Source organism: Pseudomonas sp. R11-23-07 (assembly GCF_003852295.1).
GTDB lineage: Bacteria > Pseudomonadota > Gammaproteobacteria > Pseudomonadales > Pseudomonadaceae > Aquipseudomonas.
The window spans coordinates 4,357,696-4,375,400 of record NZ_CP027761.1 but is presented as its reverse complement, the minus strand read 5'-3'; the positions used below and the strand labels follow the sequence as shown (position 1 = coordinate 4,375,400).

14 protein-coding genes and 1 tRNA gene are annotated in these 17,705 nt (G+C 59.6%); all 15 read left to right on the top strand.

The window, feature by feature from the left end; genetic code table 11:
* The first annotated feature begins 13 nt into the window (after window positions 1–13).
* The 15 genes from tolB (at window position 14) to C4J84_RS19990 (ending at window position 17,508) form a co-directional block, all read left to right on the top strand.
* The gene (gene tolB / locus C4J84_RS20060) at window positions 14–1,294 is read left to right on the top strand and encodes a Tol-Pal system beta propeller repeat protein TolB (RefSeq protein ID WP_177412755.1); all 1,281 of its coding nucleotides are present in this window, start codon (window positions 14–16) and stop codon (window positions 1,292–1,294) included.
* Between the two features lie 55 nt (window positions 1,295–1,349).
* Window positions 1,350–1,850 (top strand): peptidoglycan-associated lipoprotein Pal, encoded by a 501-nt coding sequence (gene pal / locus C4J84_RS20055; RefSeq protein WP_003193861.1) that lies wholly within the window; start codon window positions 1,350–1,352, stop codon window positions 1,848–1,850.
* A 6-nt stretch (window positions 1,851–1,856) separates the two neighbouring features.
* The gene (ybgF, locus tag C4J84_RS20050; protein WP_124410655.1) at window positions 1,857–2,693 is read left to right on the top strand and encodes a tol-pal system protein YbgF; all 837 of its coding nucleotides are present in this window, start codon (window positions 1,857–1,859) and stop codon (window positions 2,691–2,693) included.
* 164 nt (window positions 2,694–2,857) lie between these two features.
* A complete protein-coding gene (queE, locus tag C4J84_RS20045; RefSeq protein WP_124430366.1) occupies window positions 2,858–3,505 on the top strand; it encodes a 7-carboxy-7-deazaguanine synthase QueE in 648 nt (215 codons plus the stop codon).
* A gap of 132 nt (window positions 3,506–3,637) precedes the next feature.
* Window positions 3,638–3,713, top strand: a tRNA-Lys gene (locus C4J84_RS20040).
* 432 nt (window positions 3,714–4,145) lie between these two features.
* Complete coding sequence (leuA, locus tag C4J84_RS20035) at window positions 4,146–5,840, top strand: 2-isopropylmalate synthase (protein WP_124436002.1); 1,695 nt, start codon at window positions 4,146–4,148, stop codon at window positions 5,838–5,840.
* A 1-nt stretch (window position 5,841) separates the two neighbouring features.
* Window positions 5,842–6,582: a helix-turn-helix domain-containing protein gene (locus C4J84_RS20030; protein ID WP_124364177.1), complete on the top strand. Its 741-nt coding sequence runs from the start codon at window positions 5,842–5,844 to the stop codon at window positions 6,580–6,582.
* Between the two features lie 203 nt (window positions 6,583–6,785).
* Window positions 6,786–8,288, top strand: a complete 1,503-nt coding sequence (locus C4J84_RS20025; RefSeq protein WP_124436001.1) for a TolC family protein — start codon at window positions 6,786–6,788, stop codon at window positions 8,286–8,288.
* Window positions 8,285–9,457: an HlyD family secretion protein gene (locus tag C4J84_RS20020; protein ID WP_124405135.1), complete on the top strand. Its 1,173-nt coding sequence runs from the start codon at window positions 8,285–8,287 to the stop codon at window positions 9,455–9,457. The genes C4J84_RS20025 and C4J84_RS20020 overlap by 4 nt, the downstream gene beginning before the upstream one ends.
* Window positions 9,450–10,994 carry a DHA2 family efflux MFS transporter permease subunit gene (locus C4J84_RS20015; protein ID WP_124371694.1) on the top strand — a complete coding sequence of 515 codons (1,545 nt, stop codon included), beginning with the start codon at window positions 9,450–9,452 and terminating at the stop codon, window positions 10,992–10,994. Before C4J84_RS20020 ends, C4J84_RS20015 begins: the two co-directional genes overlap by 8 nt.
* A gap of 459 nt (window positions 10,995–11,453) precedes the next feature.
* Window positions 11,454–12,230 (top strand): DUF3050 domain-containing protein, encoded by a 777-nt coding sequence (locus C4J84_RS20010; protein ID WP_124415469.1) that lies wholly within the window; start codon window positions 11,454–11,456, stop codon window positions 12,228–12,230.
* Window positions 12,227–12,574 carry a DUF4437 domain-containing protein gene (locus C4J84_RS20005; protein ID WP_124371692.1) on the top strand — a complete coding sequence of 116 codons (348 nt, stop codon included), beginning with the start codon at window positions 12,227–12,229 and terminating at the stop codon, window positions 12,572–12,574. The genes C4J84_RS20010 and C4J84_RS20005 overlap by 4 nt, the downstream gene beginning before the upstream one ends.
* 25 nt (window positions 12,575–12,599) lie before the next feature.
* Window positions 12,600–13,529, top strand: coding sequence for a diiron oxygenase (locus C4J84_RS20000; protein WP_124436000.1), 930 nt, complete (start codon window positions 12,600–12,602; stop codon window positions 13,527–13,529).
* A gap of 12 nt (window positions 13,530–13,541) precedes the next feature.
* Window positions 13,542–17,018: an amino acid adenylation domain-containing protein gene (locus C4J84_RS19995; RefSeq protein ID WP_124435999.1), complete on the top strand. Its 3,477-nt coding sequence runs from the start codon at window positions 13,542–13,544 to the stop codon at window positions 17,016–17,018.
* Window positions 17,019–17,040: 22 nt separating this feature from the next.
* On the top strand, window positions 17,041–17,508 hold the full coding sequence (locus C4J84_RS19990; RefSeq protein WP_124435998.1) for an SRPBCC family protein: 468 nt from the start codon (window positions 17,041–17,043) through the stop codon (window positions 17,506–17,508).
* Window positions 17,509–17,705 lie beyond the last annotated feature (197 nt).

The window sequence follows — 17,705 nt, the reverse complement described above, 5'->3', positions numbered from 1 at the left end:
CCTTCTTCGAGGAATGCTTGTCGTTATTTGCTGCATGGCAGGGATAGCGGCGGCGGATGAAAAGAACATCCTGGTTACCAGCGGCAGCGATCGGGCCACTCCGATCGCGGTAGTGCCGTTCGGCTGGCAGGGCGGCAGCGTGCTGCCGGACGACATGGCCCAGATCGTCAGCGACGACCTGCGCAACTCCGGCTACTACGCACCGATTCCGAAAGGCAACATGATCAGCCAGCCGACCCAGGCCAGCGAAGTCATCTTCCGCGACTGGAAGGCCGTGGGCGCGCAGTACCTGATGGTCGGCAGCATCACACCGGCCGGCGGTCGCCTGCAGATCCAGTACACGTTGTTCAACGTGGCCACCGAACAGCAGGTCCTGACCGGCAACGTTTCGGGCACCGCCGAGCAACTGCGTGACATGGCCCACTACATTTCGGACCAGTCGTTTGAAAAGCTCACCGGTATCAAGGGTGCGTTCTCCACACGCATGCTGTACGTCACCGCTGAGCGTTTCTCCGTAGACAACACGCGTTACACCCTGCAGCGCTCCGACTATGACGGTGCACGCGCCGTGACCCTGCTGCAATCGCGCGAGCCAATCCTGTCGCCGCGTTTTGCGCCGGACGGCAAGCGTATTGCCTATGTGTCGTTCGAACAGAAGCGTCCGCGTATCTTCGTCCAGCACATCGACACTGGCCGTCGTGAGCAAATCACCAACTTCGAAGGCCTCAACGGTGCGCCAGCCTGGTCGCCGGATGGTTCGCGCCTGGCATTCGTGCTGTCCAAGGACGGTAACCCGGACATCTACGTGATGAACATGGCTTCGCGCCAGCTCACTCGCGTGACCAGCGGCCCTGGCATCAATACCGAACCGTTCTGGGGTAAGGATGGCTCGACCATCTACTTCACCTCCGACCGTGGCGGCAAGCCTCAAATCTATAAAGCCAGCGTGGGTGGTGGTGGCGCGGAACGCGTGACCTTTATTGGTAACTACAACGCCAACCCCAAGCTTTCGGCCGATGAAAAGACGTTGGTAATGATTCACCGTCAGGATGGTTTCACTAATTTCCGGGTTGCGGCCCAGGATTTGCAGCGCGGAACCGTAAAAATCCTTACAGATACCAACCTTGATGAGTCAGCCACTGTTGCGCCCAACGGCACCATGGTAATCTACGCCACCCGCCAGCAGGGCCGGGGAGTCTTGATGCTCGTGTCCATTAATGGACGCGTAAGGCTCCCGCTTCCTACCGCACAAGGCGAAGTCAGAGAACCATCCTGGTCCCCTTACCTGAACTGACGCGGCGCTACAAAAAGAAGTACTTAACACACTGGGGTTCATTAGGAGTTTCACGATGGAAATGCTGAAGTTTGGTAAGTTTGCTGCTCTGGCTCTGGCTCTGTCCGTAGCCGTTGGTTGCTCCTCTAAAGGCGGCGACAATGCCGGTGAAGGCGCAGCTGTTGATCCAAACGCTGGTTACGGCGCTAACACTGGTGCAGTCGACGGCTCCCTGAGCGAAGAAGCTGCTCTGCGCGCGATCACCACTTTCTACTTCGAATACGACAGTTCGGACCTGAAGCCAGAAGCCATGCGCGCTCTGGACGTTCACGCCAAGGACCTGAAAGCTAACGGCGCTCGCGTTGTTCTGGAAGGTAACACTGACGCCCGTGGTACTCGTGAGTACAACATGGCACTGGGCGAGCGTCGTGCGAAAGCCGTTCAACGCTACCTGGTACTGCAAGGTGTTGCTCCAGGCCAACTGGAACTGGTTTCCTACGGTAAAGAGCGTCCAGTTGCAACTGGCAACGACGAACAGTCGTGGGCTCAGAACCGTCGCGTCGAACTGCGTAAGTAATTCGTCATGCGAACGTGCCGTCGTGCTCTAACTGTATTGGCTTTCAGCCTCGCACCGCTTGCGGTGTGGGCTGCGGTTCCTGTAACGGATAGCAACTCTGGCTATAACAATAGCGGCAGCAGTTATCCGCCAGCGGGTTATGGCACGAACGGCGCCTATGCTGGGGGGGCGGCTACGGCCGCGCCTTCGGCACAGGGCGAACTGTTCAACCAGCTGCAACGCATGCAGGATCAATTGGCCCAGCAACAAGGCGCCATTGAAGTTCTGCAGAATCAAGTGAACCAGCTTAAGCAAGAAGGCCTGGAGCGTTACCAGGATCTTGATCGACGTATTGGAGCCGGTGTTGCACCTGCCGCTACTCCTGATAATTCTTCTACCGGTGGCACGCCCAGTGCTGCCGCCGGTGGCGCAGCAGCGGGGGCCGCGGCAGCCAGCCAGGCCCCGGCCGCCAGCAGTGAACCGGGTGATCCGGCGAAGGAAAAACTGTATTACGATGCAGCCTTCGACCTGATCAAGGCCAAGGACTTCGATAAGGCCAGCCAGGCGTTTACCGCATTCCTGCGCAAGTACCCCAACAGCCAATACGCGGGCAATGCCCAGTACTGGCTGGGTGAGGTCAACCTGGCAAAGGGTGATTTGCAGGGGGCAGGCCAGGCGTTTGCCAAGGTCAGCCAGCTGTACCCCAAGCACGCCAAGGTGCCGGACTCGCTGTACAAACTCGCTGACGTGGAGCGCCGCCTTGGCCATGCCGACAAGGTCAAAGGCATTCTGCAGCAGGTCGTCGCCCAGTATCCGGGTACTTCCGCTGCGCAGTTGGCTCAACGGGATCTGCAGCGCTTGTAAGCAATGCAGTCCGTTTAGAAGAAACCCGCGCCTGGCGCGGGTTTTTTCGTTAGAATCCACGCCCTTTTATGACACACGCTTCCTGGGGTTGACGCGTTGGCGCGATCCCTTGAAGTGCCTGACGGAGGCGGACAGCCTGTTTAGCTGTTACGCCCGTGGCGACTATGCAAGACACATTACGTATTACCGAAGTTTTTTACTCATTACAGGGTGAAACGCGCACTGCAGGGCTGCCTACCGTATTCGTACGGCTCACCGGTTGCCCCTTGCGTTGCCAATATTGCGACAGCGCTTATGCCTTCAGCGGCGGCACCGTGCGCACCCTGGACGACATCATGGAGCAGGTTGCCGGCTACCGACCGCGCTACGTCTGTGTAACAGGCGGCGAGCCATTGGCGCAACCCAATGCCATCCCCTTGCTCAAGCAGCTGTGTGACGCCGGATACGAGGTTTCGCTGGAAACCAGCGGCGCCTTGGACATCTCTGCGGTAGACCCGCGTGTGAGCCGAGTGGTCGACCTCAAGACCCCCGATTCCAAAGAAGCTCACCGCAACCGCTACGAGAACATCGACTTGCTGACGGCCAACGATCAGGTCAAGTTCGTCATCTGTTCTCGAGGCGATTATGACTGGGCGACGTCCAAGCTGATCCAGTATGGCCTTGAGCGTCGTGCAGGCGAGGTGCTGTTCTCCCCAAGCCATCACGACTTGAACGCCCGTGAGCTGGCGGATTGGGTGGTCGCGGACAACCTGCCGGTGCGCCTGCAATTGCAGTTGCACAAATACCTGTGGAACGACGAGCCGGGGCGTTGATACGCCTGATCAGGCGCTGATGCGCGGCGTTCAACCCGCCGAAATATGACCCCTGCGTATAATTTTGAATTATTTTCAAATAAGGTGTTGAATAATCCTTAGAAATCAGTATTATACGCGCCACCACACAGCGGGTCGTTAGCTCAGTTGGTAGAGCAGTTGGCTTTTAACCAATTGGTCGTAGGTTCGAATCCCACACGACCCACCATTTTTGGCGGTTTAGAAAATCCGGAAGGCCCACGCAAGTGAGGATTTCCGGGTTTTTTTTTGCCTGAAATTTGCTGAACATGCGCTCTATGCGCTACGAACATCAGTCGCCACCTCTTTAGCGAGCGGCTCGACCGCCATCACCTATCCCCCCTCAGTAGCCTTTTTGCCATTTTCCGCGCCCCGTCGCGCTCAATTTCGATCATCGTCTAAATCCTGCTCTTAAAGGTTTTATTGCTCTATAAATTCGTATATTGATAGAAATCACCACTATTTTTTCAATTTATGATTTTTTATGTAATTTCTTTCATGTTGTCGCGCCAAATACGCAATTCATGTCAAGCTCTCTATGTTTAGTATTGGATCCAATGTCGAATGCGTACAGCAAGGCTGTCTGCGCTACCGACGATCAGTTCTAAAAAGGAGAAGCGACATGATGCTCAAGGACCCTTCCAGCAAATACCGCCATTTCACTACTGTGGACCTCCCGGACCGCCAATGGCCAAGTGTCGTGCAGGCTGCAGCGCCAACCTGGTGCAGTGTCGACATGCGTGACGGCAACCAGGCATTGATCGAACCCATGAATGCCGAGCGCAAGCGCCGTTTCTTCGAGCTGCTGGTCAAGGTGGGGTTCAAGGAGATCGAGGTAGGCTTTCCTGCCGCTTCCCAGACCGATTTCGATTACGTGCGTGAATTGATCGACAGTGGCGCGATTCCCGACGATGTGACTATCCAAGTGATGACGCAGGCGCGCAGCCATTTGATCGAGCGCACGTTTGAAGCCTTGAAAGGCGCTCCGCGCGCGATCGTGCATGTGTACAACGCCACCGCGCCGGTGTTCCGGGAGGTGGTGTTCGGCGTGGACCGGGCCGGTTGCATCGACATTGCCACCCAGGCAACGCGTGAGATCAAGCGCCACATGGACAACAATCCAGATACGCAGTGGACGTTCCAGTATTCCCCTGAAACCTTCTGCTTCACCGAACTGGACTTTGCGTTGGAGGTCTGCGAAGCGGTGACCGATGCTTTCGGCCCGACCCCGTCGAACAAAATGATCCTGAATCTGCCCACCACGGTGGAGGTCTCCACGGCCAATGTCTTCGCCGATCAGATCGAGTGGTTCTGCCGCCATTTCAGCCGTCGCGACAGCGTAGTCATCAGTGTCCATCCGCATAATGATCGCGGTACCGGGGTCGCTACCGCCGAACAGGCTTGCCTGGCCGGAGCCGAGCGGGTCGAGGGCACGTTGTTCGGCAACGGTGAGCGAACCGGCAATGTGGATATCCTGACGCTGGCAATGAACCTCTACACCAGCGGCATCGACCCGCAACTGGATTTCTCGGACATCATCCACGTGCAGCGTGAAGTCGAGTTCTGCAACCAACTGCCCACGCACCCGCGCCATCCCTACGCCGGGGAGCTGGTGTTCACGGCGTTTTCGGGCTCGCACCAGGATGCGATCAAAAAAGGCTTCGCGGCCCGCCAGGTCAATCCCGATGGGCTGTGGGAAGTGCCCTACTTGCCGATCGATCCCGCCGACATGGGACGCAGCTATGAAGCGGTGATTCGCGTCAACAGCCAGTCGGGCAAAGGTGGCGTGGCGTATCTGCTGGAACAACATGGCATCGTGATGCCGCGGCGCCTGCAGATGGAATTCAGCAGCCTGGTGCAGCAGGAAGCCGATGCCTCCGGTCAGGAAGTCAGTGGCGAGATGATCCTGGCCTGCTTTACCCGGCACTACCTTGACCAGGGCAAGCCTTACACTTTGTTGCAGCCCAAACTGGTCAGCGAGGGCAACGTGACTTACCTGGAAGGCACGCTGATCGGCGGCGCGAGCCCCCTTGAACTGAGCGGTGAAGGTAACGGCCCGCTGGCGGCGCTGGTCGACGCATTCGCGCAGCGCGGCATCCACTTCGATATCGCCGATTACCACGAACATGCCACCCGTGACGGTGCCCAGGCTGAAGCACTGGCTTATGTGGAGATCCGCGTGAACAACCAGTTGCTGTTCGGTGCCGCCCGCGATGGCAGCATCTTGCTGGCGTCCCTCAAGGCGGTGACGAGTGCCGTCAATCGCGCATCGCGTCTGGGCCTGCTCAGCGTGGCGAGTGCTGCGGTGCCTTCCTGAGATGAATGCGCATACCGCATTGGCGGCGCTTACCGGTAACTATGGTCACGGCGATATCGTTGCCTCGCATCGACACGACGAAGGCCAGTTGGTCTACGCCATCAACGGCGTCATGCTGGTATCGGTCGTCGGCACCACTTGGGTGGTGCCTTCCGGGCACGCGCTGTGGGTCCCCTCCGGGCAGGAGCACCAGATCCGCATGACGGGCGAGGTGCGCATGCGCACGTTGCTGATCAGCCCCGGCGCCCACCGCGCCTTGACGGAGGAGTGCCACGTCATCCGTGTGTCGCCACTGCTGCGTGAGTTGATCATCGCCGCCGCCGAAACACCTGACAGCGAGCCGGCGGTGGTGCGTCACAGGCAGATTGTCGACCTGATCTTCTCTGAACTCGACAGGGCACAGAAAGTATTGGCGCATGTGCCGATTCCAGACGAGCCGCGGCTCAAGTCGCTGTGTGCCGACTTTATCGACAACCCTTCCCAGGAATCGAAACTGGAGAGCTGGGCGGTGCAACTCAATATGAGTTCGCGCACCCTGGCTCGGTTGTTCCAGAAAGAGTTGGGCATGAGTTATGGCGAGTGGCGCAAGCGCACGCGACTGCTGCTGAGCATGCAGCGCCTGGCCTGCGGCGTGTCCATTCTGGAAGTGGCGCTTGAGCATGGTTACCAAAGCCCCAGCGCTTTCACGGCAATGTTCAAACGCACCATGGGCTACACACCCAGCAACTGCCGTTTGGTCTGATCGCCCCCGCGCTACCCCCACCTACTGGACATGGCCCGCCTCTGCGCAGGGCCATGCGTGCGTGCGCCTGGACGGCGGGCGCTCTGGATCCGGCTGCGCAGCCAAGTTGTCCCAATCGAAACGATGGTTGTCTGGAACTCGGGAGATGCGCAGCACGGTGCTCTCTTAACCTGCGTCTCTACTCAGCACTCTGGATTTCTGCGATGGGTTCGCCTTCATTTTCCACGCGGCACTGCCGTCTTTCGCTCCTGGGCGTGGCTGTCGTCTGGTTGGCAGGATGTTCTTCCTGGGTCACCCATGTGCCGGCGCAACCGCACCCGCCGCGCATCGATGCCTTGAGCCGCCTGCCGCAGGGTGTGTCGGCCCAGGCCTTGCCCGACCGTTGGTGGCAGTTGTACAACGACCCCAAGCTCGACGCGCTGGTGCAGCAAGCGCTGGAACACAACCGCGACCTGGCGGCGGCGCAGGCCCATGTGCAGTCGATGCTGGCCGGGATCATGCAGGCCGACGCCGAGCGTTGGCCGTCCACCCAGGCGTCACTGGGCGCCGTCTACGGCAAGACTGCCGACGATCAGACCCTGGCCAAGGCCACCGACAGCCACGCACCGTCGCAGTGGGCCTTCAACCCTGGTTTCGAATTGGCTTACCAAGTGGATGTGTGGGGCCAGGTCCAGCGCAGCATTGAGCGGGCGCAGGTGCAAGCGGCGGCGGCTCAGGACGCCGAAGACTTGCTGCGCATCACCGTCGCCGCGCAAACCACCCGCGCCTACGTGAATGCCTGCGCCCTGGGCGCGCGCGCCAAAGTGCAGCGCCATTCACTGGAAGTGGTCGGGCGCAGCCTGGCGCTGACCGATCGCCAGCGTCAGGCCGGCGTGGTGACAGACCTTGAATACAGCCGCATGCAGGCCCTGCAGGGCGAAACCCTGGCCCTGTTGCCGATGCTGGAGGCGCGCCGCGAGTCGGCGTTGTATGAACTGGCGATGCTGACCGGCGTGGCTGACCTGGAGCAGGGTTCAGGCGCGGCGACGTGCGAAGTGGTACCGCAACTCAGTGCCGCGCTGCCGGTGGGCGATGGCTGGCAATTACTGGCGCGCCGCCCTGATATCCGTCAGGCCGAGCGAGCATTGCGAGCCGCCACCTTGCAAGTGGATATCGTCCAGGCCGACCTGTATCCGAAGGTGACTTTTGGCGCCTCCGTGTCTTCCTCGGCCAGCAAACCCCATGAACTGGAGGACAGCAGCGCGGTGATGTTTGGCATCGGTCCGCTGATTACCTGGCAGTTCCCCAACTGGCGTGCCAACCGTGCGCGGGTCAACCAGGCGCGCGCGCTCGAGCAGGTGGAAGTCGCGCAATTCGAAAACAGCGTGCTCAGGGCGCTCAAGGACGTACGCCAGGCCCTGGCGCTGTACGACGGCGAGCGCCAGCGCCACGCCGCCTTGAGTCAGGCACTGGATAGCAGTCGGCATGCCTACAAGCTGGCGCAGTTCAACTACAACGCCGGCTCCATCGACTTTCTCGATGTGCTCGACAGCGAGCGTGAGCTGATCCGCCTGCAAGCCACACGCGCCGATGCCGATGGCCAATTGCTGCAGCGCCAGATCAGCCTGTTTCGCGCCCTGGGGGGCGGTTGGCAATCCGCTTCCGCCCAGGCTCCGGCCGCTGCACTCACCCACGCTTCCGCCCATTTTTCCGGTACCCAGCCATGAATATCGCTGTTGATGAAAAAACCGCTGTGCAGGATGAGCAGGAGCATGTGCTCGAGCAGCTCATGCACGCCCGCAAGCAACGCCGCAAACGCAACCTGATCCTGCTCGGTGGTGCTGCGTTGTTGATCGCAGCAGTGGCGTTCGGCGTGTATTGGATGACCGTGGGGCGTTACCTGGAACAGACTGACGACGCCTACGTGCGTGCCGACTGGATTCCCATCAGCCCAAGGGTGTCCGGGTACGTAGCCCAGGTGTTGGTGGAGGATGACCAGCCCGTCAAGGCCGGGGATGTGCTGGTGCGCATCGAGGACCGTGACTACCAGGCGCGCTTGGCCCAAGCCCGTGCGGAGTTGGCGCAAGCACAAGCCTCGATTGCCGCCGAGCAGGCCAACCTGCACGTTACCGACAGCCTGATCGCACAGCAAAAGGCCGGCGTCGCCCAGGCCGAGGCGCATACCCGCAGCGTGGGGGCGGAGTTGCGCCGCGCCAGTCTGGATCAACATCGCTATGAAGGCCTGGTCCGCGAGCATGCCGCCAGCGCCCAGCGCCTGGAAAGCGCCGCGGCCAGTTATACCCAGGCCAGCGCCGCGGTGGACATTGCCCGGGCGATGCAGCGCCAGCAGGAAACCCGGCTGAATGTCGCCACTACCCGCCGCCAATTGGCCGATGCCTCGCTGCAGCAGCAGATAGCCCGGCGCGACCAGGCCGAGGCCCAGTTGAAACTGGCGACCCATGCGCTCGAAGACACCCTGATCCGCTCGCCGATCGACGGGGTAGTGGGGCAGCGCAAGGTGCGCACCCGCCAATATGTCGCGCCGGGCCTGCCGCTGCTGGCCGTGGTGCCCTTGCAGCAGGCCTACGTGGTGGCCAACTACAAGGAAACCCAATTGCGTGACATGCGCGCCGGGCAAACGGTGGATATCAGCGTCGACAGCTATTCAGGGCGCAAGCTCCAGGGCCATGTGGTGAGTTTTTCGCCCGGTTCGGGTGCGGTATTTGCGCTGCTGCCGTCGGACAACGCCACCGGCAACTTCACCAAGATCGTGCAGCGTTTTCCGGTGAAGATCGTGATCGATCAGCATGATGACGGCGGCCCCATCCTGCCGGGCATGTCGGTGATCACGACGGTGGATACCCGTCCTACTGCCCAGGGCGCCGCGCATGACTGAGATTGGCGAGAAAACCGTCTCCTTTCGCGCCTGGGTGGCCGTGATCGGCGGGCTGTTCGGCTGTTTCATGGCCGGCATGAACGTGCACGTGACCAGCGCCGCGCTGCCGGAAATCGAAGGCTCGCTGGGGGCGACCTTTGAAGAAGGCTCGTGGATTTCCACGGCGTATCTGGTTGCGGAAATCGTCATGATCCCGCTGACCGCCTGGCTGGTGCAGGTGTTCTCCCTGCGCCGGGTGATGCTGGTGGGCTCGTTTGTATTTCTAGTGGCTTCCATTGCCTGCTCCTGGGCACCCAACCTGGAAGTGATGATCATCATTCGGGTTATCCAGGGCGCCGCCGGCGCGGTGCTGATCCCGTTGTCATTCCAACTGATCATCACGGAACTGCCGCCCAGCAAGATCGCCATGGGCATGGCCCTGTTCGCCCTGTCCAACAGCGTGGCCCAGGCCGCCGGGCCGTCGATCGGCGGCTGGCTGACCGATGCGTATTCCTGGCGCTGGATTTTTTACCTGCAACTGGCCCCCGGCATTCTCCTGCTGCTGGCGGTGGCATGGTCCATTGATGCCAAACCCATGCAGTTGAGCCTGCTCAAGCGCGGCGACTGGGGCGGCATCCTGGCCATGATTGTCGGCCTCGGCGGGTTGCAGATCGTACTTGAAGAAGGCGGGCGCAAGGACTGGTTCGGCTCCGATTTCATCGTATGGATGTCGCTCACCGCCGGCGTCGCCCTGGTGTATTTCGTGCTGTCACAGCTCTACGGCAGCCGCTCATTCATCAACCTGCGCCTGCTCAAGAGCTACAACTTCGGCGTGGCGAGCGCAGCGATGTTCATCTTTGGCGGGGCCACGTTCGGCCTGGTCTTTCTGGTGCCCAATTACCTGTCCCAACTGCAGGGCTACAACGCCCGGGAAATCGGGATCAGCCTGATTGCCTACGGCATGGTGCAACTGGTACTGGCGCCGTTCATGCCGCGCCTGATGAAGTGGCTCAACCCGAAACTGATGGTTGCCAGCGGCTTTTTCATCATGGCCCTGGGCTGCTATCTCGGCGCGCATCTGGACATGGACAGCGCCGCCAACGTGATCATCCCGTCCACTGTGGTACGGGGCATCGGGCAACCGTTGATCATGGTGGCGCTTTCGGTGCTGGCCGTGTCCGGGTTGGCCAAGGATGAAGCCGGTTCTGCCTCTGCCCTGTTTTCCATGCTGCGCAACCTGGGCGGAGCCGTGGGCACTGCCGGGTTGACGCAGATTGTCGCCATGCGCGAGCGCTTTCATTCAGAGCGAGTCGGCGAGTCGATCACCTTGTTTTCCCCGTCATTCCAGGAGCGCCTGCGCGCCGGCATGGCAGACAGCGAAGCCTTCGTCTTCAACCAACTGCTGCCCGCCCAGCAGCAAGTCCTCGAGGGCTTGATGCGTACCGTGCGCCGCGAGGCCTACCTGATGGCCTACAGCGATGCGTTCTACGTGTCCTGTATCGCCTTGATCCTGTGTGGTGTGGCGGCATTGGCATTACGTCAGCAAGCGAAGAATTGAATGCACATAGCCGGCAAATAATGCGCGGCGCTTCTCAGCAAACAAGAGGGAACTTGAATGGAAAAAAGGCGACAGGCCTGTTGACGGTTTAGTGGATTGCTAACTTAGCAATGACATGCAGTTTGCTAATGCTCGCGAAAAGCGAGTAGGTAAACTATCGCCCGACAAAGTTGATATTTAAAACTTTGCTCGGGCTTCTGTTGTTGTATGTTTTGTAGTTTAGAAATATTTAGTATTATTTTTCCAGAAAACACTTGCCGATCGTTATGAACTTCCTCTAAGTTTCGTCTTGCTTCGGCGGGTGACCGCTCGGTCTGCCGAAGATTCACCGTGTAACTTAATTAACATATATACCGTGCTGGCCGGTAATGGCGAGATAAGCCTGCTCATGCCTGAAAAAAGGCAGGTCGGTATATGTCGCGTGGCCTGAACGCAACTAAGCCTGATAAGGAAAGCACCATGGAAGATAAAAAGTCGCTATTGAACGCAAAGAAAACGGAACTGGGCAATCATCGGATTTTTGCTGAAATCAATTCATTGCCTGTCCTGCGCGCCTTTATGGAAACCCATGTCTTTGCCGTGTGGGATTTCATGTCCCTGGCCAAGCGCCTGCAACAGGACCTGACGTGTACTCGCCTGCCTTGGCTCCCACCACTGGACCCGGCGGCAGCTCACCTGATCAACGAAATCATCCTCGGCGAAGAGTCCGACCAGAACCTGCAGGGCGGTCACTACAGCCACTTCGAACTCTACCTGCATGCCATGCGTGAAGTTGGCGCCAGCACCGACAAGATCGAATTTTTCGTCAAGCTGATGCGTGAAGGCGTCGATCTGCAGACCGCGTTGGACCGTTGTGGAGCAGGCCTGGCGGCTTCCGCGTTCGTGACCGATACCATCGAAACCGCAATCAATGCGTCGACGCACAGTGTCGCCGCCGCTTTCCTGCATGGTCGCGAGAGCGTGATTCCCGAGATGTTCCAGCGCATTCTCGATGACTGGGACATCACTGCCGACGATGCCCCGACGTTCCGCTACTACCTGCAACGCCATATTGAAGTGGACTCCGAAGACCACGGCCCGGCGGCGGAAAGCCTGCTCGCGCGCCTGGTCAACGGTGATGCGCAACGCCAGGAAGAAGTGTATGAGTCGGCCATCGCTGCCGTGCAAAGTCGTCTGGCCTTGTGGGACAACTTGCGTGTCGCCATGCGTGAAAATGTCAGTGAGTGCGTGGCATGAACGTAGCAGTTATCGAAGCTGACCAGGCCAAATGGGTCGAGGTGACGTCCGAGCGCGGTATTACCCTGACGGTATTCAAGGACACCTTGGACCCTATCAATAAAACCGGTATTCGCACGCGATTGGTGCGCTTTCATCCGGGCGGTGGCACCCGTGAGATTTATACGCACGATTATCACGAAGAAGTGTATTTGATTGAAGGCGACCAGACAGAGTCAGCCAGTAAAGATCGCCCCGAGAAAACCTATCGCGATGGCGGTTACTTCTTCAGGGCGGCGCACACCGAACACGGGCCGTTCCATTCCGAAGACGGTTGTTTGTTGTTTGAAGTGCACTACTACTGATCATCATGAACAAAGGGAACGCTTCATGAGAGCTGAAGAATATCAATCATTTTCCGAGGCGTGGGAGGAGCGGGCGACGATTCGCACGCGACCGAGGCGTCGTTTGGAAGATGATGAAAAGTTAATATTCCCGATCAGTCGCCAACCGCTGGTAATGGGGGCAACGTTTATTCGCGAGTGTGCTCACTTGCAGCACTTCGTGCTCGTTCAAAGCTTGTACAAGTTCATTAACGATGTAGTGATTTTCGAAACGGAAATTGTCGACAGAACGGCCAGAAGCATTGCGAAAGATAACTTCGCCATCCGCTTTCCGTTTGCGTGTCGGTATGACGCGATGACGGTGGTAGTCGATGAGGACTACCACGCATTGGTGGCGATGGACTACATGCAACAAACCATCGAACTGACCGGGATCGAGCCCATTACCTTGCCTGCGGAAATCGAACTCAACCGGTCGATTCCCAAAGCCCTGGCAATGGCGCCCGAGCACCTCAAGGCAGCGGTTGAGCTGATCTGCGTTGCGGTTGCCGAAAATACCCTGACCAATGATGTCGCGGCATTTGCCCGGGACGATTCGGTCAAGGCATCGGTCAAGGGGCTGATGGCAGACCATCTGGCGGACGAGGGGCGGCACTCCGGCTTCTGGGCCAAGTTGACGCGCATTTACTGGAGCACAGCGAGCGAGGAGGACAAGCGCGCGCTGGCCGCGATCATGCCGGTGTTCCTCGCTGAGTACCTGACCAACGACATCCAGCAGGGGTTCGATTTCGCCTTGATCGAGCAGTTGCCGGTGAGCCCTACGGTCAAGGCGGCGTTGCGTGAGGAGGTCGAAGGCATGAGTTTTCCGATCACCCCGACGCATCCGCTGGTGGGCAACATCGTCCGATTCTTCAAACACAGCGCCATGCTCGACGCTCCCTGCATGCAGGAAGCGCTCGCCGATTATCTGCGCTAGAGGAGAACTGCCATGAGACACCTTGATATCGTTCTGTGCGGGCGCAGCCATGCGCTCGCCCGCCTTACGCAAGAGCTGGAGCAGATGGGCCATACGACGCATCTGCTGCCCACTGATAATGCTAATGAGCACTGCCGGTTACCGTCGCCGGACTTGCTGATCGATGATGCCAGCACGACAGGGGTCCCTCACTATCCGGCGTGTCACCGTCTATCGTTACGGATGCAGTCTGACGATGCCGGCGATGTGTCCGCGCCGTTGCACCTCGAATGCCTGTGGCGTGCGGGGGAGGGCGATTGGATGACGCTGGGGCGCCGTGAAGTCGGCGCCGATACGGCCGGCAACGGTGCTGACCAGGCGCACGAAGCCATCGTGCAAATGGTGGAAATGGCCAGCGTGCACATTGGCCGCTACTCGCGCAGTGCCGACTACCTCGAGGCGCCGCGCGAACCAGTGAAGGCGCTCGACCGCTTGCTGAGCCTGACCCGGCTTGATCAATTGGCCTGGCAGCATCGCCACAATGCCACTGCCGCCATCGGGGTGCTGCAGGAAGCCCGGCAACCCTTCGTACAGCGCCTGGCCGACAGTCTGCTGGCCAATGCCGAGCGCACTGCCTTGAAAGTCGATGGGCAAGGCATGTCGTATGCGCAACTGCACGCCTACAGCGTGGCCATCCAGGAGCGCCTGCAGCCTTTGCTTCAATCCCAGGCCGGGGAGTTGACCGTGATCGGCATCTCCTTACCCAAAGGAACGGCGCTGTATGCCGCGATTCTCGCAGTGATTGGCTGTGGGGCCGTGTACCTGCCGCTGGACCCGAACCATCCCGAAGAGCGCCGCGGGGCGATCCTCAAGCATGCCAAAGCCAGCTTGCTGATCCAGGACACCGACGCTGGCAACCCGCTCCCGGGCCTGGCGATCCTGGACATCAGCCACCTGGATTTCTTCCACCATGGCGCCAAAGGTTACAGCCGCGTGGCCCTGGCTCCGCATCAAAGCCTGCTGCGAGTGCCGCTGGCAGGGGCGGCGCCTTGTGTGGCGATCTACACCTCAGGCACCACCGGGCAACCCAAGGGCGTATTACTGACGGTCGACAACCTGAGCCACTTTTGCGCATGGTATGCCCGTTATGTGGAACTGGATCGCCACAGCCGCGCCTTGCAGTTTTCCACGATCAATTTCGATGCCTCGTTGCTGGACATCTTCCCGACGCTGATCCAGGGCGCGGAGTTGATCGTACCCACTGAGGATCAGCGCCGTGATCCTGTAGCGCTGGCCGAATTGATTCAGCAGGAGCACGTGACGCATGCCTTCCTGCCACCGGCCTTGCTCAGCATCCTTGCGCTCGAATCGCTGTACGGCGTGCAGCATCTGGTGACGGGCGGCGATGTGTGCGAGCCCCATGTCATCGAGCAACTGGCGGGGCAGTGCCAATTGCATAACATCTACGGGCCCACCGAGACGACCGTGCTTGCCACATGCCGCACTTTCCTGCCCGGCGACAACAATCGCAACCTTGGCGTGCCGATCGCCAATACCGCGATTTACCTGCTCGATGAGCAGGGCCAGCCGGTAGGGCAAAGTGGCAGCGGCGAGATCCACATCGCCGGGCCAGGGGTGGGCCTGGGTTATCTGGACGCCGTGCAAATGACTGCCGAGCGTTACCGCCTGCACGAATTGCCCGATGGTCAGCTGTTGCGTTTGTACCGCACCGGCGACCTGGCGCGCTGGACGTCAGACGGCATCCAGATCATCGGGCGCCTGGATAACCAGGTGAAGATTCGCGGTTTTCGTGTCGAGCCGGAAGAAATCGAACACTCGCTGCAATCGAGCCAGTTGTTTCGCCAATTGGCGGTGGTGATCGATCAGCAGCGGCGCATCCTGGCGTTTTTCTCCCAGCCCCACGGCGGTGACGGACACGCGGCCAGCGAACAGTTGCAGGCTTACGCACTCAAGCACTTGCCCGATTACATGCGCCCCAGCGCCTACTGCCTGCTGGACCGCCTGCCGGCCACGGCCAACGGCAAAGTCGACCGCAAGGCCTTGAAGAATCTTCCCGTCAATTACAAAACCCAGGGGCCACGCCAAGCGCCGCAGAACCTTACCCAGGAAACGTTGCTCGGGTTGTGGGCCACACTGCTCGACATGCCCGGTGCCGACATCTCGGTGGATGACAGCTTCTTCAACCTCGGCGGCCACTCAATCCTGTTGTCGCAAATGCTCATGGGCATCCGCGAGAAGTTCGGCAAGGGCGTTTCGATCAACCGTTTTATCGAACAGCCGACCCTGATCAACCTCGCCAAGCTCATCGACCAGGACGTGGAGGCCACGGCCACGGTCAGCCCTCAGGCCTTGCGTGACGCGATGCTGCGACCCGAACTGGACGTGTTGCCGATCAGCCGCCTGGGCAACCTGCACAAGGTCATCGTCACCGGCTCCAATGGGTTTCTGGGGGTGCACATCGTCGAAGCGCTGCTGGAGCTGGGCAGCACCGAAGTGGCGTGCCTGGTGCGCGAATCAGCAGGAATGAGCGCCCAGCAGCGTTTCGAGCAGGCCTTGATTCAGAACCGTCTGGAGCACCTGGACTTGAGCCGCGTAAGGGTGTTGGCGGCGGATATCAGCCAGCCTCGACTGGGGCTGTCGCAGGCTGATTATGAGTGGCTGGACCGTGAATACGGCGTGTTGATCTATAACGCGGCCAACGTCAACCATGTGCTCGACTATGAGTCGCTGGTCAAGGACAACGTCACCCCCGTGCTGGAATGCCTGCAACTGTGTGAAGGGCGCAGCAAGAAGGTGTTCAATTTCATTTCCACCTTGTCGGCTTCCAGCACGGTGGATGCGCAGGGGCGCGTGTTGGAAGAACCGCCGGCGTTCACGCCGCCGATCTACATTCGCAATGGCTACAACCTTTCCAAGTGGGTGGCTGAGCGCATCTTGTGGAACGCCAGTGAGTCGGGGGTGTGGGTCAACCTCTATCGTCCGGGCAACATTGCCTTCAATACGCGGACCGGTGTGTGCCAGCCCCATCAGAACCGGTTGATGCTGATGCTCAAAGGCTCATTGCAGCTTAAGGAAGTGCCTGAGCTGGCGCTGAACTTCGACCTGATGCCGGTGGACTTCCTCGCTCGGTTCATTGCGTTTCATGCCAGCCGGCATAACCGCTCCAAGGCGGTCTTCAACTTGCACAACCCGTTGCCCCTGAGCTGGGCGCACTACCTGGAGGCGTTTCGCGCCGCTGGTCACGATTTCCAGATGGTCCCGGTGACACAATGGCAGCAGCGCCTGTCGGCGATCGACAGTGACAACGCGTTATTCGGTGTAGTCGGCTTTTACCTCAATGGGTTTGAGGAAGACATCGGCGATATCTCGATGATCGAATACCGCAATGCGCTCTCAGGCATCCGTAGCATGGGTGAAGACTACCCGGCCAAGAACAGTGCGCTGCTGCAAAAAGGCTGCGACTACCTCAAGCAAATCGATTTCATCTAAAGCAAAAACAAGGAGCTGTCTCATGCAACATTTTGAACCCGATACCCTGGTGCGCAACCCCGTGGGCAACCCTGTGGTCGCCAGCGTCAGCGTCAATGGCGACGCGCGCAGCGTGTGGAATATCGTCGGTGACTTTTCCGGTTTCGCGAAATTCATTCCGGCGCTGTCCCACATTGAAATGACCGGGGAGGGCGTGCGCTCGGTACGCAAGAAGCTGTTCAAGGACGGCAACGTGGTGATCGAGCAACTCAACAGTCATGACGACGACGGCATGACCATGACCTGGTCGCTGATTTACACCTCACTGAATATCGGCAACCTGTGGGCCGTCATGGAAGTGGTGCCCCAAGGCCCGAATCAAAGCCTGGCGACCTGGACCATCATCGGTGAGCCCTACACCGGTGGCCCGGAGGACGTGCCGGCGTTCGAGGCGTTCCTGCAGGGGTTCGCCGATGATGCGATGAGCAATGTCCAGAAGCTGTTTGCCTGACCACTTGCACCACCCCGCGAATACCTGTGTATTCGCGGGGCACCAATCCCGCCGTCATCCCCCCGCAAAATGCCCCGTGCAAGGCCAGATTAGGCTTTTGAATCCATTCGATATTCTGTAGCCTTGCGCAGCTTCAGCTTTACCCGTGCTTGATGACTACACACTTCGTCCGGCGGCGCCCGAAGGGCTCCTGAGCC

Excerpts from the sequence above, each read along its gene's own strand:
- C4J84_RS20010 (WP_124415469.1), top strand. The coding sequence starts at position 11,454 with ATGGAAGATAAAAAGTCGCTATTGAACGCAAAGAAAACGGAACTGGGC.
- queE (WP_124430366.1), top strand. The coding sequence starts at position 2,858 with ATGCAAGACACATTACGTATTACCGAAGTTTTTTACTCATTACAGGGT.
- C4J84_RS20000 (WP_124436000.1), top strand. The coding sequence starts at position 12,600 with ATGAGAGCTGAAGAATATCAATCATTTTCCGAGGCGTGGGAGGAGCGG.
- C4J84_RS19995 (WP_124435999.1), top strand. The coding sequence starts at position 13,542 with ATGAGACACCTTGATATCGTTCTGTGCGGGCGCAGCCATGCGCTCGCC.
- C4J84_RS20005 (WP_124371692.1), top strand. The coding sequence starts at position 12,227 with ATGAACGTAGCAGTTATCGAAGCTGACCAGGCCAAATGGGTCGAGGTG.
- C4J84_RS20025 (WP_124436001.1), top strand. The coding sequence starts at position 6,786 with ATGGGTTCGCCTTCATTTTCCACGCGGCACTGCCGTCTTTCGCTCCTG.
- C4J84_RS20015 (WP_124371694.1), top strand. The coding sequence starts at position 9,450 with ATGACTGAGATTGGCGAGAAAACCGTCTCCTTTCGCGCCTGGGTGGCC.
- pal (WP_003193861.1), top strand. The coding sequence starts at position 1,350 with ATGGAAATGCTGAAGTTTGGTAAGTTTGCTGCTCTGGCTCTGGCTCTG.
- ybgF (WP_124410655.1), top strand. The coding sequence starts at position 1,857 with ATGCGAACGTGCCGTCGTGCTCTAACTGTATTGGCTTTCAGCCTCGCA.
- leuA (WP_124436002.1), top strand. The coding sequence starts at position 4,146 with ATGATGCTCAAGGACCCTTCCAGCAAATACCGCCATTTCACTACTGTG.
- tolB (WP_177412755.1), top strand. The coding sequence starts at position 14 with ATGCTTGTCGTTATTTGCTGCATGGCAGGGATAGCGGCGGCGGATGAA.
- C4J84_RS20030 (WP_124364177.1), top strand. The coding sequence starts at position 5,842 with ATGAATGCGCATACCGCATTGGCGGCGCTTACCGGTAACTATGGTCAC.
- C4J84_RS20020 (WP_124405135.1), top strand. The coding sequence starts at position 8,285 with ATGAATATCGCTGTTGATGAAAAAACCGCTGTGCAGGATGAGCAGGAG.
- C4J84_RS19990 (WP_124435998.1), top strand. The coding sequence starts at position 17,041 with ATGCAACATTTTGAACCCGATACCCTGGTGCGCAACCCCGTGGGCAAC.